The organism is Lutibacter holmesii (assembly GCF_042679665.1).
In the GTDB taxonomy this organism is placed as follows: Bacteria; Bacteroidota; Bacteroidia; order Flavobacteriales; family Flavobacteriaceae; genus Lutibacter; species Lutibacter holmesii.
On sequence record NZ_JBHTMV010000001.1, the window covers coordinates 134,565 to 155,938 of the forward strand.

The following is a 21,374-nucleotide window of genomic DNA, read 5'->3' on the forward strand; positions in this document are numbered from 1 at the left end:
TTTTTATTAATCATTTATTTTAATTTTTTAAAAATAAAACGGGTAATAAAAATACCTTTTCCATCTCCTTTTCCGCCATCACTTTCAACTGCGCTGGTAACAAAAGCTAAATCCCAACCTTCACTAATCATGGTGTTTATTTTAGAAGAAATTAAAGCGTCATTTGAAGCCACATTTTGAAAATTAATACCAGCAGCACTGTAAAAGTTCACCAATTTAGTTTCTTCAAAATTGTCAACTTTAGCATCTCCACGTTTTGATTTGTTTTGTTTTTTGCTTTCTTCAGATCTTTCTGTGGTAAAATCTTGATAATTTTTATCTTCATCTTCTGAAATAATTCGAGACCTACCTAATCCCATTGGAACTACAGATTCAATACTTGTTACAATTTTATACTCATAAGTTTGAGCATTCATTTCAGCAACAGCTACAACAAACAATAAAGCAATTAATACTATTTTTTTCATTTTTATTTATTTTAAGTTCTTTCAAATATAATTAGATTTATAAAAAGGTTTTTACTTTTTTAAGAAATTGTGAAGTACGTAGAATTTATCTTTGCTAAAAATAGGAGTAATTTAACAGTTAACATGATTTATTTGAAACCAACTTCTATATTTTTGAAAGTTTAAGTGTAAATACTTGCAATAAATAGTAATTTTAGGTGTTTATAACGCAATTAATCAGGTAAATAAATAACGTTAAGTTTGAAAAAAATTACATTATTACTCATTGTGTTTTCGTCTTTTTTGTATGGGCAAGAACGTCATACAATTAACGGAACCATAAAAGATTTTAGCAACGGAGAAACCCTTTTTGGAGCTTCTATATATTTAAAAAACACAAATGTTGGGGTACTAAGTAATGAATATGGTTTCTATTCGTTATCTGCACCAAAAGGAACCTACACCTTAGTAATTTCGTATTTGGGTTACAAAGAAGTTTCACAAGAAATAGATCTTACTACAGATCAAAAATTAGATGTAGAATTAGAAGTGAATTCAACTCAACTAAACGAAGTTGTTATAAATTCTAGCGATTCTGAAAACGTGAATATAAAAAAGCCACAAATGAGTGTGCTTAAATTAAGCCAAGCAACTATAAAACAAGTGCCAGTTGTTTTAGGCGAAGTTGATATTTTAAAAACAATTATAATGCTTCCAGGAGTAACCAATAATGGCGAAGGCTCAAGTGGTTTTAATGTTCGTGGTGGTGCAGTAGATCAAAATTTGGTATTGTTAGATGAGGCCATAATTTACAATACTTCTCACGTATTTGGATTTTTCTCTGTTTTTAATGCCGATGCTATTAAAGATATAAAATTGTACAAAGGTGGTATTCCTGCAAAGTTTGGAGGTAGAGTTTCTTCGGTTTTAGATGTGCGTCAAAAAGATGGGAATAGTAAACAGTTTAAACTATCTGGTGGAGTTGGATTAATTTCAAGTAGGTTGGCTATTGAAGCTCCTCTTTTTAAAGAAAAAGGTTCATTTATTGTTGCTGGTAGAACATCGTATGCTAATTTATATTTGCCGTTAATGGAAGAAGATATTGGTGTTGGATTTTACGATTTAAACTTGAAAGGGAATTATAGTATCAATCAAAATAATAGGCTGTATGTGTCTGGTTATTTTGGAAGAGATGATATGCAGTTTTCAGATAGTTTTGATAATTCATACGGAAACCTTTCAGGAAATTTAAGGTGGAATCATATTTTTAGCGATAAGTTATTTTCAAATCTGTCATTTATTTATAGTAAATATGATTATGAATTTGCCCTAAAATTGTTTGAGTTCAACTGGAAATCTTCCATTAAAAATTACAATTTGAAGTACGATTTTAATTATTATGCAACTGATGCTTTAAAGTTAAATTTTGGAGCAAGTCTTATTTCGTATGATTTTAATCCGGGAGTTATTAGTCCAACAAGTGCAACATCTTCAATAAATTATTTTGAACTTGATCAAAAAAGAGCGTTTGAAGCCGGGTTTTATGCAAGTGCCGAGCATAAAGTTAGTGAGCGGTTTTCGTTAGAATATGGTTTACGATTTAGTATGTTTAATCGTTTAGGAGGGCAAACAATGGCATTGTATGAAAATGATTTACCTGTTGTTTATAATGAAGAACTAGGTATTTATGAAACAGGAACCATCATAGGTGAAACAGACTATTCAAAAAGTGATAAAATTGCAACATTCAATAATTTTGAACCACGTTTGGCAATGGCTTTTGAATTGAATAATAGATCATCTTTAAAAGCTGGTTTTTCAAGAACAGCACAATACATTCATTTATTGTCAAACACCACAAATGTAACTCCTGTAGATGTTTGGACACCAAGCGGACAATATGTTGATCCGCAATTGTCTAATCAATATTCAGTTGGTTATTATAAAAACTTTAAAGACGATGTATTTTCGGTTGAAGTAGAGACCTATTATAAAACGGTTGATAATAGAATTGATTATATTGATGGAGCCGATTTAATAGGAAATAATAATATTGAAGGTGAAATTTTAAATGGAGAATCTAGAGCTTATGGTTTAGAGTTTTTATTGCGAAAAACTACAGGGAAATTTACAGGTTGGTTTTCGTACACATTATCTAAAAGTGAGCAAAAAACAGTAGGTGGTGCAGCCGGAGGACCAGGAATTAATAACGGAAATTGGTACAACTCAGCGTATGACAGAACACATGATTTTTCAATTACAGCTTCATATAACTTAAATAATAAATGGTCTTTTGGGGCCAATTTTGTGTATCAAACCGGTCGTCCAGTAACCTATCCAAACGGACAATATATGTATGAAGGTTTATCTATTGCAAGTTATTCTAATAGAAATTCAGATAGATTACCTTCTTATAATAGGTTAGATGTTTCTGCAACCTATAAACCTAACAAAAAGCCAAATAGGAAATGGAAAGGAGAATGGGTTTTTGGCGTGTATAACGCTTATAACCGAAAAAATGCAGCAGCAATTTCGTTTGGGCAAAATGCTGAAACTGGCGCTAATGAGGCAACAAGAACAGCAATTTTTGGTATTGTTCCTTCGGCTAGTTATAATTTTAAATTTTAAAACAATGAATACTTTTATAAAACTAGGCTTATTATTTGTTGGAATACTGCTTACTTCGTGTACAGATGTTATTGAAGTTGAAGTGCCAGAAGCAGCCCCAAAATTGGTAATTGAAGCTTCAATTGATTGGGAAAAAGGCACAACTGGTAGTGTGCAAACAATTAATTTAAGTTTATCAACACCTTATTTTGATGAAGACCAACTAAACCCGGTAACCAATGCAACGGTAAAAGTTACAAATAATGCTACGGGTGCTGTTTTTAATTTCACCAATCAAAATAATGGAAGCTATAGAACCTATAATTTTAAACCTGTTGTAAACAATGAATATGATTTGGAAGTTGTGTATAACAATGAAACGTACACCGCAACAGAAACATTAATGCCTGTTGTTGCTATTGATGAGGTATACCAATCAATTGATGAAGGTTTTGATAAAGATGCGTTGGAAGTAAATGTGTTGTTTACGGATCCTGCCGGAATTGAAAACTTTTATTTAATGAAATTTCAGCGAAAAGGAGGTTATTTAGCTGAATTGTTTGATATCTCTGATGAGTTTACGGACGGTAATCAAATGTCAATTTTTTATGAAGATGAAGAGTTTGTTGTTGGGGATATGATTGATATTCAGTTGTTTGGAATATCTAAGCAATATTATAATTATATTCGTTTGTTAATAGAACAAGCATCTGATGGAGGTCCTTTTGCAACTATACCAGCACAATTAAAAGGAAACTGTATCAATACTTCAAATCCTGAAAATAATGCGTACGGATATTTTAGGTTAACACAAGTTGCTAAGGAATCTATTACATTTATAGAATAGTTTATAGGTATATTTTAAATTAAAAGGAAGTAGTTTGTATGAACTTGTTATCTTTGTGAGTATTAGTTCAAAATAAATAAAAATTTGAAAGGAATTGTAACAAAATCTACAGGAAGTTGGTATACTGTTTGTAAAGAAAATGGAGACCGATTAGATTGTAGGTTAAAAGGAAAATTTAGAATTAAGGGAATTAAAAGTACCAATCCGGTTGCTGTAGGCGATGCGGTTAATTTTGACTATGAAGATGGAAAAGATACTGGTGTAATTCACGAAATTTTAGAACGTAAAAATTACATTATTAGAAAATCTGTAAACCTTTCAAAACAAACACATATAATTGCAGCTAATATTGATATTGCATTTTTATTGGTAACTATTGATAATCCACCAACATTTACTGGTTTTATAGATCGGTTTTTAGCTACTGCTGAAGCTTACAACATTACAACAGTAATTTTATTTAATAAATTAGATATATATGCTGATGAAGAGTTAGATAAATTGGCAGAGTTAGATGCTGTTTATACTGATATTGGTTATAAATGCATTGCCATTTCAGCAACCAAAAATATTGGAATTGATGAGGTGAAAGAGTTAATGAAAAATAAAACTACAATGTTTTCTGGACATTCTGGAGTAGGAAAAACCACCTTAATTAATGCCATTGAACCTACATTAGATTTAAAAACCAAAGAGGTTTCAAAACAACACAAACAAGGTATGCATACCACTACTTTTGCAGAAATGTTTGAATTGAGTTTTGGTGGGTTTATAATTGATACACCAGGAATTAAAGGTTTTGGAGTGGTAGATTTTGAACCTGAGCAAATTACCGATTATTTCCCTGAGTTTTTTAAACTTAAATCTTCTTGTAAATTCAATAATTGTATGCATATAAACGAACCTAAATGCGCTATTAAAGACGCCTTAGAAACGGGTGAAATTGCAGCATCTCGCTACAATAGTTATTTGCAAATGGTTGAAGGTGATGAAGAACATTATAGAGTAGACATTTATAGTTAAACAATGAAAGCAGTAATTCAAAGAGTTTCAAAAGCTTCTGTAACAATTGAAGGCGAAAAGGTAAGTGAAATACAAAGTGGACTATTAATTTTGTTAGGTATTCATCCTGCAGATGATACAACAGATATTGAGTGGCTTTCAAAAAAAATTGCAAATCTTCGTATTTTTAATGATGAAAACGGAGTTATGAATAAATCATTAATTGACAATGATGGAAATGCCATTATAGTTAGTCAGTTTACATTACAAGCAAGTACAAAAAAAGGAAATAGACCTTCTTATTTAAATGCTGCAAAACCTGAAATTGCAATTCCGTTGTACCAGCAATTTATTTTAAATTTTGAAACTCAAATTGGTAAAAAAGTGGGTACAGGCAAGTTTGGAGCTGATATGAAAGTTGAACTTTTAAACGATGGTCCGGTTACTATTATAATCGATTCAAAAAACAGAAATTAAACAGGAGTAATTAATCTTTTTTTTATACATTTAGAGTGTAAAAAAATGAAATGAAGAGATTAATAAGTACCCCAATATTTCTTCTGTTATTTTCAACACTTTTATATTCACAAGACTATAATTTTAGTGTTTCAGAAATTCCAGAAAACCTTAAAGAAAATGCCAACGCTGTAATTCGATTTCAAGAACTTTCCGTTCAAATTCTTGCGCAAAACAAAATGACTGTTCGCGTAAAAAAGGCAGTTACCGTTTTAAATAAATTTGGAGATGGACATAAATATGTTTCGGTAAATTTTGATAAAAATCAAAAAATTAAAGAAATTAAAACATATGTCTATGATGCCAGTGGTAAAGAAATTGAAAAAATAAAAATTAAAGAATTTGAAGAGGTTAGTGCTGTTGATGGTAGTACTTTGTACGGAGACAGTAGAGTGTTGTATTATAGATATGTGCCAACTGCATACCCATATACAATTTATTCAGAATACGAAGTAGAAACAATAAATACAGGTTTTGTTCCGGGTTGGAACCCAATAAGTAGCTATGTTACTGCGGTGCAAAGCAGTTCGTACAAGTTAATTTCTAAAGAAGGATTGAACGTTCGTTTTAAGGAGTTTAATTTTGAAGATTTTACTGTTGAAAAGGAAACTTCAGCATATAATTTATCGTATAAAATTGAAAATATTCCGGCCATAAAAAAAGAAGCATACAGCCCAAGACTATCACAAATAACGCCAGTTTTAATTACAGGTTTAAATAAATTTAGTTTAGAAGGTATTAAAGGCGAAGCTTCAAATTGGAGCGAGTTTGGAAAATGGCAATACGATTATTTAAAAGCTGGTAACGATCAAATTTTAGAAACTACTAAAATGGAAGTTACTAATTTAGTGAGCGGTGTAGATGATCCTATTGAAAAAGCAAAAATTATTTATAAATATGTACAAGAGAGAACCCGTTATATTAGTGTGCAAGTTGGAATAGGTGGTTGGATGCCAATTCCTGCAAATACAGTACATAGATTGGGATATGGAGATTGTAAAGGGCTAACAAACTATACAAAAACCTTGTTAGATGCTGTTGATGTTGAATCTTATTATACGGTTATTTGGGCAGGTGATGATAATGAGAATATTGAGAGCGATTTTTTCTCAATGCAAGGAAATCATATTATTTTAAATTTACCAACAGACACTGGTGATATTTGGTTAGAGTGTACCAATCAAAAAGTGCCTTTTGGTTATTTGGGTGATTTTACTGATGATAGAGATGCACTTGTAATAACTCCACAAGGCGGTGTTATTAAGCATACCAAAGTTTATGCACCTGAAGAAAACCATCAACTAACCACTGGAACTTTTGAAATTGATGCTGCCGGAAGCATAAAAGCATCTGTGAAAATTGATTCAAAGGGAACGCAGTATATGGATAATTTAATGCGAAACGATGGTGCAAGTCAAAAAGAACTAGAAACTTTATTCAAAGATTATTTGTCGTATATAAACAATATTCAATTTTCTAAAATTGAAGTTTTTAATAATAGAGAAGCTATGGTTTTTGAAGAAGAAATAGCTTTTTCTGCCACAAATTATGCAACTATTAGCGGAGATGAGATGCTAATTCCAATAAATGCTTTTAATAGAAGTTTATCCATTCCAAATAGAATTAGAAACAGAAAATTACCCTTTGAGATTTCTCAAAGTTATACAGATGTAGATGAAATTAAAATTACACTTCCTTCAACTTTAGAAGTAGTATATGTTCCTGAAAGTAAAGTAATAGCATCTAAATATGGAGAATATTCAATTGAAATTTCAAAAATTGATGCACATAATTATGTGTACAAAAGAACCATTAGAATTGATGAAGGAAAGTACCCAAAAGAAGAATATGATTTGTACAGAACCTTTAGAAAAAGTATTAGAAAATATGATAACTCAAAAATTGTTTTAAAAAATAAAAATTAAAAAAGATGAAAAAGATTTTATACACACTTGCTATTATATGCCTAACAAATACTTTAATTGCCCAAGATTATAAGTTTGGAAAAGTTTCAAAGCAAGAATTGCAAGAACAATTTTATGAGAAGGATTCATCAGCAAATGCTGTTATTTTATTTAAAAAGCGGAGAACACATTTTAATTATGTGCAAGGAATGGGTTTTCAGGTTATTACTGAAATGCACGAGCGTATAAAAATATACAATAGTGAAGGTTACGATTGGGCTACTAAAGAAATCAATTTGTATCAATCAGGATCTAATAATGAAAAAGTTGCTAATTTAAAAGCAGTAACTTATAACTTAGAAGGCGGAAAGATTTCAAAAAGTAATTTAGAGAAAAAAGAGGTTTTTAATGAAGAAATTAACAAGTATTGGGTTGAACAAAAATTTACGATGCCAAACCTAAAGGAAGGTTGTGTTGTAGAATGGAAATACAAAATTAATTCACCTTTTAGAGGTATTGATGATCTACAATTTCAATATGGAATACCTGTGAAAAAGATGCAAATTAATATAGAAACTCCAGAGTATTTTAAATATAAAAAATTATCAAAAGGATATTTTACAATAGTTCCAAAAGTGAGCACAAAAAGTGGTGTAATTACTCTTAATAATACACATAGAATTGAAACTGTTAGTACAACTACAAGAGAGTATTCACAGTCTAAAATTGATTATATTGTAACCATTGAATCTTACGATGAAGAAAATATTCCTGCCATTATTGAAGAGCCATATGTAAACAATATTGATAATTACAGTGCTGCAATGGAATATGAGTTTTCTGAATTGCATTGGCCAAATGAACCAATTGAATATTTCTCAAATACTTGGGATGATGTTACCAAATCAATTTATAAAGACTCAGATTTTAGAAATCAAATTTATAAATCAAACCATTTTGAAGATGATGTTGAAGCTGTTTTAGCTGCAGCTAAAACAGATGCTGAAAAAATAACTGCCATTTTTGAATTGGTAAAACACAAAATAACTTGGAATGATTATGCTGGAATTTCAACTTCTAATGGAACCAAAAAAGCTTATAAAGAAGGTGTTGGAAATGCTGCCGATATCAATTTAAATTTGGTTTCAATGTTAAACTTTGCAGGTTTTAATGCAAACCCAGTAATTTTAAGCACTCGTGCTCACGGAATTCCGTTATACCCAACAATTAATGGTTTTAATTTTGTTATTGCTGCGGTAGAATTAGAAAGTGGTTTGGTGTTATTAGATGCAACAGATCCGTATAGTACACCTAATAATTTGCCTTTAAGAGATTTAAATTGGAATGGACGATTAATTAGAAAAGATGGAACTTCAAAATCAGTGAAGTTAGGAGCCTCAGCTCCTTCAGCTGAAAATACAAATTTGATGGTGTCATTTGATGAAGAAGGAGATGCTACAGGAATGTGCAGAGTATCGTACAATAATTTAAATGCACAAGATTATAGAAATTCAAAAGCAAAGTTAAAAGATGAAGAAATTATTGCTAGAATTGAGGCTAAGCTTAGTGGTATTGAAGTTGGTGATTTTAAAATTCAGCATAAAGAAAACAGCTATAAACCCGTAGTTGAAATGTATAAGTTTACTTCTGAAAGCTTGATAGATAAAATAGGGAATAAAATTTATTTAAACCCACTTTTTTTCAATGCAAAAACTGTAAATCCGTTTAAGTTAGAAAACAGAGAATACCCAATTGATTTTGGAACGCCAATTTTTGAAAAAGATAATGTGGTTATTACAATCCCTGAAGGATATTCAATAGTTTCTGTTCCTGAGAAATTGGCAATTGCATTGCCAAATAATTATGGCGTATATCTGTATAAAATAATTGCAAGTGGAAATAAAATAAACGTACAAACACAATTGAAAATTAATGCCGCAATTTATCCTGCACAAAATTATAAAGAGATTAAAGATTTTTACAATTTAATTGTAAATAAAAATTCAGAAAAAATAGTATTAGAGAAAACAACAGCTCCGTAATTATTCGTTAAAATATTATTAAATCTGCGTATAAAATTGTAGGTTTCTTTTGTAAATATGTACTATTGCATGATTTACTAATTAAAATAATACGAAAAATGAAAAAATTTATTCTAATATTGGTTTTAGGAGTTGGTTTAATTGCTTGTAAAAATGATAAAAAAGCAGAAACAGTTACTGATAAAGTAGTTGAAACAGCACCAGAAACTTCAAAAGTTGAAAACGGTACTTATGTTGCTAACACGGAAACTTCAACATTAAAATGGAAAGGTTATAAACCTACTGGTTCTCATGATGGCGCTGTTGCTATTAAAGAAGGTAGTCTTATTGTTTCTGAAGGAGCTTTAACTGGTGGTAGTTTTACATTTGATATGACAGCTATTACAGTTTTAGATATTCCTGCGGAAGAAGAATCTAATGCTAAATTAGTTGGTCATTTAAAAAATAAAGATTTTTTCGATGTTGAAAATAATCCTACGGCTTCATTCGCAATTACAAGTGTTGAAGGAGCAACTGTAAAAGGAAATTTAACTATTAAAGAAATTACAAAACCTATTGAGTTTGCGGCGGTGTTAGCTGAAACTGAATCAGGAATTGAATTTATTGGTGATACTTTTAAAATTGATAGAACAAAATTTGGAATTGAGTACAAATCAAAATCTATTTTTGATGATTTAAAAGATAAATTTATTGATGATGAATTTGAAATTTCATTCAAAGTTCAAGCATCTAAATAATTAAATAGAAGTTTTAAGAAAAGCTATCTAAAAAGAGTTGAAATTGTTAGACTCTTTTTAGATAGTTTTTTTATGCAATATAAAGTGCTGAATTCTCTTTTACAGTACTCATAACAAAATTACTTTGCACATTTGCAACAGATTCTAAAACAGATAACTTGTTCTTTAGAAAGTATTGGTAGGTTTGTATTGTAGGAGTAACTATTTTTAATAGGTAATCAAAATTACCAGCAATATGATAACAACCAAGTACTTCTGGCATTTTTTCAACAGCAGTTTCAAATTGTGTAATTAGTTTTTTGGAATGTACGTGTAAAGTTACTTGGCAAAAAACCACCAAGTTTAAACCTACTTTTTCTCTATTAATTTCAGCAATATATTTGGTTATAATTCCTGATTTTTCCAAACGTTTTATTCTGTCGTATGTTGGTGATGCGGTTAGTCCAACTTTTAAGGCAATTTCCTTAATATTCATTTTTGAGTTTTGTTGAAGCAGCATTAAAATTTGCTGATCTACAGTATCTAAGTTGTTCATAAAGTAAATTTTTCTAAAATTAAGAAAAAACGAAGTGTAAATCAGTTTTTTATTTTGTTATTTCACTTAATATTGGTTGTTATTGCTGTTTAAAGTTATTTTTACAGCATTGTAGTTTGGTGTTAGTTAATTTTATAAGATAAATTTTATTCTTATGAGCAACAAACCAGCAAATAATATTCAAGATTTACAATATTTTGGAGAATTTGGAGGTGTAAATCCTTCAATATCAGATTCGGCAACTTATACTTTTTTACACGCAAAAACAATGCTCGATACTTTTGAAGGGCACGCTGAAGGTTGTTATTTGTATTCTCGTCATACCAGTCCAAGTAACTTGTTTTTAAGTGAAGCTTTGGCAGCTATGGAATTTACAGAGACAGCAAATGTTACAGCTTCAGGTATGGGAGCAATTACTTCGGTGTTTTTGCAAGTATGTGGTGCTGGTGATCATATTGTATCAAGCAGAACTATTTATGGTGGATCTTATGCCTTTTTAAAAAACTTTGCACCTAAATTAAACATTACAACTTCCTTTGTAGATATTACATCTTTGGAAGCCATTGAAGCAGCTATAAAACCTTCTACAAAAATGATTTATTGCGAAGCAATTAGCAATCCGCTTTTAGAGATTGCAAACATTGCCGAAATGTCAAAAATTGCAAAAAAGCACAATGTATTGCTAGTAGTTGATAATACTTTTTCACCATTGTTAATTTCACCTCAAAAATTAGGTGCAGATGTTACCATTCATAGTTTAACAAAATTTATTAATGGAACCAATGATACCGTTGGTGGAGTTGTTTGTGGTTCTCAAAAATTTATTGATAGTTTACGAAATGTAAATGACGGAGCAGCAATGTTATTGGGCCCGGTAATGGATAGTTTGCGTGCAGCAAGTGTGCTTAAAAATTTAAGAACATTGCATATTCGTATGAAAAAACATAGTGAAAATGCGTTGTATTTGGCACAAAATTTTGAAAATGACGGATTGAAAGTTGTGTATCCAGGATTGAAAAGTCATCCAAATCACCATCTGTTTAAATCTATGTATAATAAAGAATATGGCTTTGGAGGAATTTTAACTATTGATGTTGGGAATTTAGAAAAAGCCAATGAATTAATGGAATTAATGCAAAACCAAAATTTAGGATATTTAGCAGTGAGTTTAGGTTTTTATAAAACGTTATTTAGTGCGCCGGGTACAAGTACATCTTCTGAAATTCCTGCGGAAGAACAACTTAAAATGGGTCTTTCCAACGGAATTATTCGTTTTTCAATAGGATTGGATAATGATATAGAACGAACCTATAGAGCTATGAGAAAATGTATGGCTCAAGTAGGTGTTTTGTAAATAAATGTTACTTTTTTAATATTATGCCCCATTTTTGTAAGGAATGGGGTATTTTTTTGCAATAAGATTGATTTTTCCGTATCATTACATTTCTTAAAAAATTTAGAATGCCAGAAAATAAAAACCTCACAGAAATTGAAATTGAAGAACAAAAAATTATTGAAAATAGTAACCTAAGTATTGGAGAAGCCCTAATTCCTGTAATTATTTTAATGTGCTTATTAGCATATAACATTTTTTTTGCTGATGGAGAGTGGTTTGGAGCCTATTCTAATCAATATATTTTATTAATTGGTGGTGTTATAGCTTCAGTTGTTGGTTTTATGAAGAAAGTGAATGTTAGCACAATGCTGTTTGAGATTTGGGAGAATTTAAAAAGTGTTTTTGTGCCTATTATGATTTTGTTTTTAGTGGGAGCTTTAGCAGGAACTTGGTTGGTGAGTGGAGTAATTCCGGCAATGGTTTATTACGGGTTGCAAGTATTAAGTCCAGCAATATTTTTGCCCGCATCTGTTATTATTTCAGCAATTATTTCTATTGCTACAGGAAGTTCTTGGACAACTTCTGCAACTGTTGGTATTGCATTGGTTGGTATTGGTACAGCATTGGGAATTGCACCTGGTATGATTGCCGGAGCAGTAATTTCAGGAGCTTATTTTGGTGATAAAATGTCACCTTTAAGTGATACTACAAACTTAGCACCAGCAATGGCCGGAACAGATTTGTTTACGCATATACGTTATATGACTTTTACTACAGTACCTACAATTGTAATTACGTTAATTGTATTTTCAATTATTAGTGCCAATATTGATACTACAGGAAGTGCAGACATAAGTGGTTTGTTAACAACCATTGAAACTACATTTTATATTTCACCTTATTTGTTTTTGGTGCCTGCAGCAGTTATTGGGTTAATTTTAGCAAAAACAAAACCACTAATTGCACTAGGAGCAGGAGTGGTGTTAGCCGCAATTTTTGCCCTTATTTTTCAAGGGGAAATATTAGACGGGTTGTCTGATTCAAGAACAAGTGCTATTATAAATGCAATTTTCACAGACACTTCAATTGTAACAGAAAATGTGCAATTGAATGATTTATTTAGTGCAGGAGGAATGCAAGGTATGTTGTGGACAATTGCCTTAATAATTTGCGCAATGTTTTTTGGTGGAATTATGGATGGGATTGGTGCCTTATCTAGAATAACCAATGCGTTGTTAAAAATTGCAACTTCAGTAGTAGGGTTGTTTGCTAGTACAGTAATTAGTTGTTTAGGTTTAAATATTATTGCATCTGATCAATATTTAGCAATTGTGATTCCGGGGAAAATGTTTAAAAAAGCTTATGAAGATAGAAACTTAGCACCAGAGAATTTAAGTAGATCTTTAGAAGATTCAGGAACAGTTACTTCGGTGTTAATTCCTTGGAATACTTGTGGAGCTTACCAATCAAGTGTGTTAGGAGTAGGAGTAGGAGAATATTTTATCTTCGCAATTTTTAACTGGTTAAGTCCTATTATGACTTTACTTTTTGCAGCTTTTAATGTGAAAATTAGACAATTGGTTCAAAAATAAAAACCAATTTTTTAGATAAAGAAATTCCAAACCACACCCAATCTAAACGTTAAATCTCTATACGGATAGGTTGGTGCTGAATAGTAATTTCGGCCGGTAAAACTAGCGCTAAAATTTTCTAATTTAAAAAACATGCGTAATCTGCTCACTTGTAAATTTACAAAGAAATCAAACACCGGATAATCTCCAACATCATAAGTGTTTTGAAGGGTAAATTCACCAATTAAAGGATTGTAAGCATTCATTTTAAATTTACTAAAGTACCTAAATGTTACACCAGTTTGCATATATAATGGTTTTCCTTTAAACATATAAGTTGAATAGTATAAAGTGTTTCTTGTAACCCATTTTGGAACTCTAAAAAAGGAATCACCATCAGTAACATCTTGGTAGGTTACTGTATTGTCTAAAGTAAACTTTCTAAAATTAATGGCTTTTATTAATTTGATTTTAAAATAAGTTAATGTTTCAGTAGTTTGCGCTGGTGTACCGTCTTCATTAAAGTACGTGTAATTATCAATAATGTTATAATCACCTTGTAATGTTACCCATTTTTCAGAATTAAATGCGCCACCAATACTTGTAATAACTTCATTTTTAAAATTATTTTCCCAATTATAATTTTCATAACCACTTTGGAAAAGTTGCTTGTTAAAGTCTGGTGTTTTTGAAGTAAATTCTACATAGCCTTTAACATTAAAAAGAGTATCATTTTTATACATTACTGAACTTTTAATAGTGTTACCTGTAATGTTACCTAAAACAATTGTTGAAGCGTCTGCGTTTAAATGAATATTTCCAAATTTTTTGTACCAATCAGCACCAAAGGAAACAGCATTTCCCTTAATTTTATCACTTACCGTATAATCGTCGTAATATAAAATTCCGTTGTAGTGGTAGTTGTAGTTAAAGTAATTTGCTTTCACTTTAAGGCTTCCAATATATGCTGAATTTAATTGTGCATACAGTTGGCCATTAAATTGTTGAAATGATGAATGGTCACTTATTTCATCTACAAAAGCATCACCAAAATAACTATTATCGTCATCTTGAAAAAAACGATGATGTTTTGTTTCATACATTAAAGTATTTCCTAATTTAAAATCTAAATAGGGTTTTAATTCTTTTGCAATTACTGCTGAATCTTTTTTTATAGCTTGAATGGCTAAAGAATCAACTACGGCAGTGGTAACTGCAGTAATTGAGGTTGAGTCTTTTTGAATGTTTTTTGCAATGTTTATTTGTGAGGCTCTTTGCAAGCTATCCATTTGTATTGAATCTAGCTTTATAGGTTTCACAAGAGGTAATTTGCTTTTTTGTTTTTTAGGAATCCTATTAGAAAAAAGCGCATAATTTTGATCTAAATAATAGCGTTTCCCTTCAAAAACACTTTCTGCATCAGTAAAATTTACTTCAAGTCTAGAACGTTGTATGTAGTTAGAATCATTGGTTTCAAAATATTCAATAGACTCATCAGTTAAACCGCCATTTTCTTGGTTTGAAAAGTAAAAATTATACAAATGTCCTCTAACAAAATAGCGTTTATTTTTAGTGCTATAATTAAAAGTTGTTCTAAAATTACGTTGACTAGAAAGCGCATTTCTATATTCACCAGTAGAGCGTAAACCTTTGTACGAAGTTGAAATATTAAATCGTCTTGAAGTGTTAGCAGTTAAAAGAGCATCAACCACTTGTCCTTGTTCAATTCCTTTGCGGTACATTAACTCAGTAGTTGGTGTAGGAACGTGGTAATATTTTACATCATTTAAAGTGAAATAATTTCGCTGTTTGGCATTAAAACCCATTGCAGGAAATATAGAATTGTCAGTAAAATCATAAACAATTCGGTTAAATGTTTGCCCTTGATTGTGAAAAGCAACATAATCATAATTGTCTTTTCTAATAAAATTGTGTTTATACTCTTTTTTTATACTTAATGTAGTATCAATATAAGTAGTGTCATTTTTTAATGAAATAACTTTATAATCAGTATAAGTTGTTTTTCCTTCAATTTTAACATTAACACTTCTTGTAGTATTTGTACTGTCTAATTGATAAAGTCCGTTGGAGTTACCAGTTCTTGATATTTGAGCATTTAAATTTATAAACACTAGCCCAAACAATACGATAAACAATACTTTTCTCATAAAATAATTTAAGTGGCAAAGGTAAAATATTTGAACGAAATGCACCATAATATATTTTGGAGGTTGTGTTAAAAGTAAAATTAAATTTTTAGAAGTATTGTTTTCAGTTATTTTGTGTGAAATTAACACTATTTTTGTGGGTAAAATTATAAAATGGGACTTCAAAAATATTTTTTAGATAACACAATTGAAGCTGGAACCGATGAGGCAGGAAGAGGTTGTTTGGCGGGGCCTGTTGTTGCAGCTGCGGTAATTTTACCTGCAAATTTTGAACACCCATTATTGAATGATTCCAAGCAATTAAGTGAAAAACAGCGCGAAATTTTACGCCCAGTTATTGAAGAAAAAGCCATAGCTTTTGGAGTTGCTTTTATTACTGAAGAAACTATTGATGAGATAAATATTTTACAAGCATCAATTTTAGGAATGCATCAATCAATAGATAAACTTACTGTTACACCTGAACATATTATTGTTGATGGAAATAAATTTAAAGACTACAAAAATATTCCACATACAACCATTATTAAAGGAGATTCAAAATACATGAGTATAGCTGCCGCATCAGTTTTAGCAAAAACGTATAGAGATGAGTTTATGCAAAAAATTGATGCTGAGTTTCCTAATTACTTTTGGAAGAAAAATAAAGGTTATCCAACAAAACAACACAGAGATGCTATTCGTGAATTTGGCAGTACAAAGTACCATAGAAAATCATTTAAATTGTTACCAGAACAATTAAAATTAAATTTGTAATTGTAAAATGTAGCTTTAAAATGATACATTTGCCAACGTTAAAAATGTAATTATGATTAAAAGAACCCGAGCTGCAATTTCAAAATTTATTATTCATAAAGTTGGAAACAAATTCAACAGTGCTACCAATATTTTTTCTGAAGATGTAATCACATTTGATGAAGAAAGTTATGAGTTAATGAAACCTTTTTTATTAAAATCATTTGGAAATGTTTCTGAAAGTTTCCGATTTAATCATCACGCTAATATTGAGTTGAATGAATTAAATAATTATTCATCGGAGATTTTTACAGACAATAGTAGTTTTGTTGAAATTTCAAAACACATTGTAAATCATTTATTTGAACAATCAAATTCTGCTCAAATTAAAACGGGAGATGTTATTATTGCGTTGTTTGAAGATATTGAATATAAAGATGTGGTTACTCAAGCAATTGGTATTTTTAAAATTGAAAATAAGATCAACTTTTTTCAAACTTTTATGGAGAAAGACAGTTTAGATGTTTTTGTTCAACAAGGAATTAGTACTAAAAAATTAGACAAAGGTTGTTTAATTATTAACTCTTCAGATGCAGAAGGACGCGTAGTTTTAAGTGTTGATAATAATAATTATGATGCACAGTATTGGCTAAATAATTTTTTAAATGTGAAATATGCTGATGATAACAATCAACATACACAAAATTACATTGAAATGTGTAAAGATTTTTCAGAGGAAGTTATAAAAGAAGATTATGGCGTTCAAGAAAAATCAAAGTTTTTAGCAAAAACAGTCGACTTTTTTAAAGAAAATGAAGATGTAAATATTGAAGATTTTAAAGAAGAAGTTTTTGAAGAGAATGAAGACTTTAAACCATTGTTTGATGATTACAAAAAACAGTTTGAAGATTTGAATGATGTTTTGGTGCGCAATCAATTTGCTATTTCAGATATTGTATTAAAAAAACAAAAACAAAAAATTAAAACTGAAATTAAGTTAGATACCAACATTCAAATTAAACTAGATATTGATGCGCCTGATGCTTCAGGTGAATATTTAGAAAAAGGCTATGACGAGGATAAAAAAATGAAGTATTATAAAGTTTATTTTAACGAAGAAAATTAGTTTTTCCCTTCTTGCTTTATCAAGGAATCTTATTGAATTTTTGTAGAAAAAATAAAAGCCTGTTAAATAATAATTTAACAGGCTTTTTTATAATTTAAATAGTTGTTTTAAGCTTATTCTTTTACAAATGTAGCTTCAAAAATTTCTGAAAAATGTTTCAGTATTTTTTCTTTAACTTCTTCCATGGGAATTTTTTTACCTAATTCAGCTTCCATAGAAGTGACGGCTTTTCCTTTAATTCCGCAGGGAATAATATTATCAAAATATCCTAAGTTGGCATTTACATTTAATGCAAATCCGTGCATAGTAACCCAACGACTTGTACGAACTCCCAAAGCACAAATTTTACGAGCAAATGGTGTTCCAACACCTAACCAAACACCAGTTTCACCTTCGCTTCTTTCCGATTCTATACCGTATTCAGCCAATGTTTTAATAATTACTTCTTCTAAAAAACGTAAGTATTTATGAATATCTGTAAAAAAATTGTCTAAATCTATAATAGGATATCCTACTAATTGTCCAGGGCCGTGATACGTAATATCTCCACCACGATTAATTTTGTAAAAAGTTGCACCTTTCTCTTTTAGCTGCGCTTCACTTAATAATAAATTGCTAAGGTCTCCACTTTTTCCAAGTGTATAAACGTGCGGATGCTCAACATAAATAAAATAGTTAGGTGTTTTATGTGTTGTATTGTTTCTTCTATTGTCAATTTTAAGGTCAACAATTCCTTGAAAAAGTTCTTCTTGATAGTTCCAGGTTTCTTTGTAATCTTTTAAACCTAAGTCAATTAACTGTAAATCTCTCATTAGCTATTCGGATTGTTGTTAATAATTAAAGCAGCTATTACGCCTGGTATCCAACCCAAGCAAGTTAAAATAAAAACAATAATAATAGATCCGCATCCTTTATCTATAACAGCTAAAGGAGGGAAAATAATGCAAAATATAACTCTTAAACAGCCCATTCTATAATTTTTCAAAGTTCTAATAATTATATGTAGTATGCAACGTTAAAATGTTACAATTATTTAAATTAAAATGTATTTTTGTTCTATGTCTGTTGAAGTAAAGAATATTACAAAGTTGTATGGAACTCAAAAAGCAGTAGATGCTGTTAGTTTTACCATTCAAAAAGGTGAAATAGTTGGTTTTTTAGGTCCAAATGGTGCAGGAAAATCTACTATTATGAAAATTATTACAGGCTATTTAGATAGTTTTGAAGGAGAAGTTTTTGTAAGTGGAAATTCTATTATTTCAAATAAAATAAAAGCACAGCAAACAATAGGTTATTTGCCAGAACACAACCCGTTGTATGTAGAAATGTATGTAAAAGAGTATTTATATTTTCATGCAGGCATTCATAAAATTTCAAAAGCTGAAGTAGATTTAATGATTGAAAAGGTGGGTTTAACTCCTGAAGTTCATAAAAAAATAAATCAGCTTTCAAAAGGTTATCGTCAACGAATTGGTTTAGCTGCGGCTTTATTACATGAACCAGAAGTTTTAATTTTAGATGAACCAAATACAGGACTTGATCCTAACCAATTATTAGAAATTAGAAATTTAATAAAAAAGGTTGGAGTAAATAAAACAGTGCTGTTTTCAACACATATTATGCAAGAAGTTGAAGCTATTTGCGACCGTGTAATAATTATAAACAAAGGAAAAATAATTGCAGACAAAAGCTTGAAAGAGTTAAAAGAAAACCAAGATCAGGTAATAGAAGTAGAGTTTGATTTTAAAATTGAGCAACAATTTATTCAAAAAATGCCTCATATAAAATTAGCTAAAAATATACATGATACACTTTGGGAACTTACATTTTCAACAAGTAATGATATGCGCGCTGTAGTGTTTGATTTTGCCCATGAAAATGGATTGAAAATCTTAGCGTTGAACACAAAAAATAAAAATTTAGAGAGCTTATTTAGAGAGTTAACTACTTAAAAATAAGTTCAGCATAATCACTTAAATCATCAACATTCACAGTTGTTGGTTTGTTAAATGAAATTACATCGCCCGTTGCATAAATTGCACCACTCAAACTTTCAACAGGGTAAATTAGCATGTCATTTGAGCTAATTTGATTTATTTTTATGTGCTGTGCAATTAGATGTTCACCTTCAAATCTACTATCGCAAAAATCAAATAAGTTGATATTTAAATTAGTTGTTGTTCCTTCAAGATAAAAAATTGCATTCCCATTGCTTGATATTCTAATGTTTTCATTTTGAATATTTAGGTGCCAATCACCTATTGGTAAATAAACATCTTCATCTCCAATTGAAACAAGTTCTAATGAATTGTAGGTTAGTAACCCGTTTGAATAAATATTTTTTTCAGAAGCGTTTCGAATTTTGGTTAAATTAGGAACTGTAATATACACTTTGGTAAGATCATATGCTCGAACAAAGTTACAAGTGTTATTGTTTTTTAAAATAAGTTCATTATTAATAACTTCAGCAGTTATATCATTTAGTAAATTTTCACCTGTCTCAATCAGTACTTTTTGTTCATCTCCTTGCGTAATAATCAATTCAATTCTTGCGTGTACAACTACTTTTTCAAAAGTGGCAACTTCAACTTCTTGCTGAATAATATCACCGGCAGTTTGAAAACAATTATTAGCATTTTGGTCATTGCAACTAACCAATAGTATGGAGCAAACGATAAAAAATATTTTTTTCATAAAATTCTTTTAAAATGTGTAACCTAGGCCAAATTCTAAAGTTTCAGCTCTAAATAAATTTGCTTTTAAGGTAACATCTGCAATTAAATGTTTGCTTAATTTATACCTAAATCCAAAGCGTTCATAAATAGAACTCACATAAAAAACAGGTTGATAAACGTACAACCCAATTTGAGAAATAAATCCGAAATGGTTTTGTGTAAGTTCATGTCCAATAAAAATTCCAGCTCTGTGCGGATTGTTTTCTGGATACTCATGATGCTCTGTTTCATTTATATATTTACTGTAATCTTCAATAAACGGAGAGTTAAAATATTCAGCTCCTCCTGAAATTGTTGAATAATTGTTAAGTACTTTAGTTACGCTAAATGAAACCGTAAAAAACGGATATAAACCACTTCCTATTTCTTTAGATTCATTCACGCCACCTCTTAAAATAACATGGTATTTTAAAGATTTATCAATATCAAAAATAGTGTCTTTTTTAGTGATTTCTATTTCATTTAATTTGTAATTAAAACCAATGTTAAATGCAACTGTATTTAAGCCTAAATTTGGGTTTTTTAATGCAGAATTTGAATAGTGAATTATATTTAGTGATGAGTTTAAACTTAAGTTACGATCTTTAAAAAAGTGAATGTATTGAAGTTTAAAATAAGCCGAAACTAATAATTTAGAACCCAACGCAAAGTTTTGATTATTATCAATAGCATCGTAACTTTTTGTTGCATAAGCCAAACCAAATGCAGTTGTTAATTTTAAATGATTTTTGCTTGAAGGAGTTAAATTATAAGTGTAATGCCTGTAAGCAGCAACGGCTTCACCTAACACCGTTGAGTTGAAATTTTGATAGGAAAATGAATAGCCTCTTTCAGGGTAATTAAATAATTGATTAAATTTTGTGTTCTTATTTTCTATAGTGTTCCAACTAGCTAAAAAACCGTATGTATTTCCTTGAATGGCATTGTCTAAAGAAGTATCGTGTTCAATTAAAAACCCATAAAATAATTCAGCCTGTATATTTGAATAACGAATGCTACTATTTTGTGAGAACAAATAGCAACTAAAAAAAAGCGTTATAAATAAAAGTAAATGTTTTTTCATAAAA

At 30.0% G+C, this 21,374-nt stretch carries 19 protein-coding genes; 12 read left to right on the forward strand and 7 right to left on the reverse strand.

Annotated elements, in window-relative coordinates; genetic code table 11:
* Window positions 1–14: 14 nt before the first annotated feature.
* Window positions 15–467 carry a hypothetical protein gene (locus ACFQ5N_RS00555; protein ID WP_386806842.1) on the reverse strand — a complete coding sequence of 151 codons (453 nt, stop codon included), beginning with the start codon at window positions 465–467 and terminating at the stop codon, window positions 15–17.
* Between the two features lie 240 nt (window positions 468–707).
* Here ACFQ5N_RS00555 and ACFQ5N_RS00560 point away from each other — a divergent pair, with 240 nt between their 5' ends.
* The 7 genes from ACFQ5N_RS00560 (at window position 708) to ACFQ5N_RS00590 (ending at window position 10,101) form a co-directional block, all read left to right on the forward strand.
* A complete protein-coding gene (locus tag ACFQ5N_RS00560) occupies window positions 708–3,074 on the forward strand; it encodes a TonB-dependent receptor (RefSeq protein ID WP_386806843.1) in 2,367 nt (788 codons plus the stop codon).
* Between the two features lie 4 nt (window positions 3,075–3,078).
* Window positions 3,079–3,900, forward strand: a complete 822-nt coding sequence (locus ACFQ5N_RS00565) for a DUF4249 domain-containing protein (protein ID WP_386806845.1) — start codon at window positions 3,079–3,081, stop codon at window positions 3,898–3,900.
* 84 nt (window positions 3,901–3,984) lie between these two features.
* A complete protein-coding gene (gene rsgA, locus ACFQ5N_RS00570) occupies window positions 3,985–4,923 on the forward strand; it encodes a ribosome small subunit-dependent GTPase A (protein WP_386806846.1) in 939 nt (312 codons plus the stop codon).
* 3 nt (window positions 4,924–4,926) lie between these two features.
* Window positions 4,927–5,379: a D-aminoacyl-tRNA deacylase gene (gene dtd / locus ACFQ5N_RS00575; RefSeq protein WP_386806848.1), complete on the forward strand. Its 453-nt coding sequence runs from the start codon at window positions 4,927–4,929 to the stop codon at window positions 5,377–5,379.
* Between the two features lie 50 nt (window positions 5,380–5,429).
* On the forward strand, window positions 5,430–7,343 hold the full coding sequence (locus ACFQ5N_RS00580; RefSeq protein ID WP_386806849.1) for a DUF3857 domain-containing protein: 1,914 nt from the start codon (window positions 5,430–5,432) through the stop codon (window positions 7,341–7,343).
* Between the two features lie 5 nt (window positions 7,344–7,348).
* Window positions 7,349–9,364: a transglutaminase gene (locus ACFQ5N_RS00585; protein ID WP_386806851.1), complete on the forward strand. Its 2,016-nt coding sequence runs from the start codon at window positions 7,349–7,351 to the stop codon at window positions 9,362–9,364.
* Window positions 9,365–9,462: 98 nt separating this feature from the next.
* Window positions 9,463–10,101: a YceI family protein gene (locus ACFQ5N_RS00590; protein ID WP_386806852.1), complete on the forward strand. Its 639-nt coding sequence runs from the start codon at window positions 9,463–9,465 to the stop codon at window positions 10,099–10,101.
* Between the two features lie 70 nt (window positions 10,102–10,171).
* Here the strand turns inward: ACFQ5N_RS00590 and ACFQ5N_RS00595 are convergent, their stop codons facing one another.
* A complete protein-coding gene (locus tag ACFQ5N_RS00595) occupies window positions 10,172–10,636 on the reverse strand; it encodes an Lrp/AsnC family transcriptional regulator (protein WP_386806854.1) in 465 nt (154 codons plus the stop codon).
* A 154-nt stretch (window positions 10,637–10,790) separates the two neighbouring features.
* Between ACFQ5N_RS00595 and ACFQ5N_RS00600 the strand changes: the two genes are divergently transcribed.
* Together ACFQ5N_RS00600 and nhaC are read left to right on the forward strand one after the other, a co-directional pair.
* Window positions 10,791–11,990, forward strand: a complete 1,200-nt coding sequence (locus ACFQ5N_RS00600; protein WP_386806856.1) for an aminotransferase class I/II-fold pyridoxal phosphate-dependent enzyme — start codon at window positions 10,791–10,793, stop codon at window positions 11,988–11,990.
* A gap of 107 nt (window positions 11,991–12,097) precedes the next feature.
* The gene (gene nhaC, locus ACFQ5N_RS00605; protein WP_386806857.1) at window positions 12,098–13,564 is read left to right on the forward strand and encodes a Na+/H+ antiporter NhaC; all 1,467 of its coding nucleotides are present in this window, start codon (window positions 12,098–12,100) and stop codon (window positions 13,562–13,564) included.
* A gap of 11 nt (window positions 13,565–13,575) precedes the next feature.
* Here the strand turns inward: nhaC and ACFQ5N_RS00610 are convergent, their stop codons facing one another.
* On the reverse strand, window positions 13,576–15,711 hold the full coding sequence (locus ACFQ5N_RS00610) for a putative porin (RefSeq protein ID WP_386806859.1): 2,136 nt from the start codon (window positions 15,709–15,711) through the stop codon (window positions 13,576–13,578).
* Window positions 15,712–15,864: 153 nt separating this feature from the next.
* Between ACFQ5N_RS00610 and ACFQ5N_RS00615 the strand changes: the two genes are divergently transcribed.
* Both ACFQ5N_RS00615 and ACFQ5N_RS00620 read left to right on the forward strand, forming a co-directional pair.
* Window positions 15,865–16,467 carry a ribonuclease HII gene (locus ACFQ5N_RS00615; protein WP_386806861.1) on the forward strand — a complete coding sequence of 201 codons (603 nt, stop codon included), beginning with the start codon at window positions 15,865–15,867 and terminating at the stop codon, window positions 16,465–16,467.
* A gap of 52 nt (window positions 16,468–16,519) precedes the next feature.
* The gene (locus ACFQ5N_RS00620) at window positions 16,520–17,572 is read left to right on the forward strand and encodes a nucleoid-associated protein (protein ID WP_386806863.1); all 1,053 of its coding nucleotides are present in this window, start codon (window positions 16,520–16,522) and stop codon (window positions 17,570–17,572) included.
* A gap of 113 nt (window positions 17,573–17,685) precedes the next feature.
* Here ACFQ5N_RS00620 and lipB read toward each other — a convergent pair whose 3' ends face one another.
* Both lipB and ACFQ5N_RS00630 read right to left on the reverse strand, forming a co-directional pair.
* Window positions 17,686–18,384, reverse strand: coding sequence for a lipoyl(octanoyl) transferase LipB (gene lipB, locus ACFQ5N_RS00625; protein ID WP_386806865.1), 699 nt, complete (start codon window positions 18,382–18,384; stop codon window positions 17,686–17,688).
* Window positions 18,384–18,542: a YqaE/Pmp3 family membrane protein gene (locus ACFQ5N_RS00630; RefSeq protein WP_386806867.1), complete on the reverse strand. Its 159-nt coding sequence runs from the start codon at window positions 18,540–18,542 to the stop codon at window positions 18,384–18,386. The genes lipB and ACFQ5N_RS00630 overlap by 1 nt, the downstream gene beginning before the upstream one ends.
* Before the next feature lie 88 nt (window positions 18,543–18,630).
* Between ACFQ5N_RS00630 and gldA the strand changes: the two genes are divergently transcribed.
* On the forward strand, window positions 18,631–19,524 hold the full coding sequence (gldA, locus tag ACFQ5N_RS00635; protein WP_386806869.1) for a gliding motility-associated ABC transporter ATP-binding subunit GldA: 894 nt from the start codon (window positions 18,631–18,633) through the stop codon (window positions 19,522–19,524).
* Here the strand turns inward: gldA and ACFQ5N_RS00640 are convergent.
* Together ACFQ5N_RS00640 and ACFQ5N_RS00645 are read right to left on the reverse strand one after the other, a co-directional pair.
* Window positions 19,517–20,266, reverse strand: coding sequence for a head GIN domain-containing protein (locus ACFQ5N_RS00640; protein WP_386806870.1), 750 nt, complete (start codon window positions 20,264–20,266; stop codon window positions 19,517–19,519). The genes gldA and ACFQ5N_RS00640 overlap by 8 nt on opposite strands.
* 9 nt (window positions 20,267–20,275) lie before the next feature.
* Entirely contained in the window at window positions 20,276–21,370 is a 1,095-nt protein-coding gene (locus ACFQ5N_RS00645; RefSeq protein ID WP_386806871.1) for an acyloxyacyl hydrolase, read from the reverse strand.
* Window positions 21,371–21,374 lie beyond the last annotated feature (4 nt).

Excerpts from the sequence above, each read along its gene's own strand:
- ACFQ5N_RS00645 (WP_386806871.1), bottom strand. The coding sequence starts at position 21,370 with ATGAAAAAACATTTACTTTTATTTATAACGCTTTTTTTTAGTTGCTAT.
- ACFQ5N_RS00590 (WP_386806852.1), top strand. The coding sequence starts at position 9,463 with ATGAAAAAATTTATTCTAATATTGGTTTTAGGAGTTGGTTTAATTGCT.
- nhaC (WP_386806857.1), top strand. The coding sequence starts at position 12,098 with ATGCCAGAAAATAAAAACCTCACAGAAATTGAAATTGAAGAACAAAAA.
- gldA (WP_386806869.1), top strand. The coding sequence starts at position 18,631 with ATGTCTGTTGAAGTAAAGAATATTACAAAGTTGTATGGAACTCAAAAA.
- ACFQ5N_RS00555 (WP_386806842.1), bottom strand. The coding sequence starts at position 467 with ATGAAAAAAATAGTATTAATTGCTTTATTGTTTGTTGTAGCTGTTGCT.
- ACFQ5N_RS00565 (WP_386806845.1), top strand. The coding sequence starts at position 3,079 with ATGAATACTTTTATAAAACTAGGCTTATTATTTGTTGGAATACTGCTT.
- ACFQ5N_RS00600 (WP_386806856.1), top strand. The coding sequence starts at position 10,791 with ATGAGCAACAAACCAGCAAATAATATTCAAGATTTACAATATTTTGGA.
- lipB (WP_386806865.1), bottom strand. The coding sequence starts at position 18,384 with ATGAGAGATTTACAGTTAATTGACTTAGGTTTAAAAGATTACAAAGAA.
- ACFQ5N_RS00585 (WP_386806851.1), top strand. The coding sequence starts at position 7,349 with ATGAAAAAGATTTTATACACACTTGCTATTATATGCCTAACAAATACT.
- ACFQ5N_RS00595 (WP_386806854.1), bottom strand. The coding sequence starts at position 10,636 with ATGAACAACTTAGATACTGTAGATCAGCAAATTTTAATGCTGCTTCAA.
- ACFQ5N_RS00620 (WP_386806863.1), top strand. The coding sequence starts at position 16,520 with ATGATTAAAAGAACCCGAGCTGCAATTTCAAAATTTATTATTCATAAA.
- ACFQ5N_RS00640 (WP_386806870.1), bottom strand. The coding sequence starts at position 20,266 with ATGAAAAAAATATTTTTTATCGTTTGCTCCATACTATTGGTTAGTTGC.
- ACFQ5N_RS00630 (WP_386806867.1), bottom strand. The coding sequence starts at position 18,542 with ATGGGCTGTTTAAGAGTTATATTTTGCATTATTTTCCCTCCTTTAGCT.
- ACFQ5N_RS00580 (WP_386806849.1), top strand. The coding sequence starts at position 5,430 with ATGAAGAGATTAATAAGTACCCCAATATTTCTTCTGTTATTTTCAACA.
- ACFQ5N_RS00615 (WP_386806861.1), top strand. The coding sequence starts at position 15,865 with ATGGGACTTCAAAAATATTTTTTAGATAACACAATTGAAGCTGGAACC.
- ACFQ5N_RS00610 (WP_386806859.1), bottom strand. The coding sequence starts at position 15,711 with ATGAGAAAAGTATTGTTTATCGTATTGTTTGGGCTAGTGTTTATAAAT.
- dtd (WP_386806848.1), top strand. The coding sequence starts at position 4,927 with ATGAAAGCAGTAATTCAAAGAGTTTCAAAAGCTTCTGTAACAATTGAA.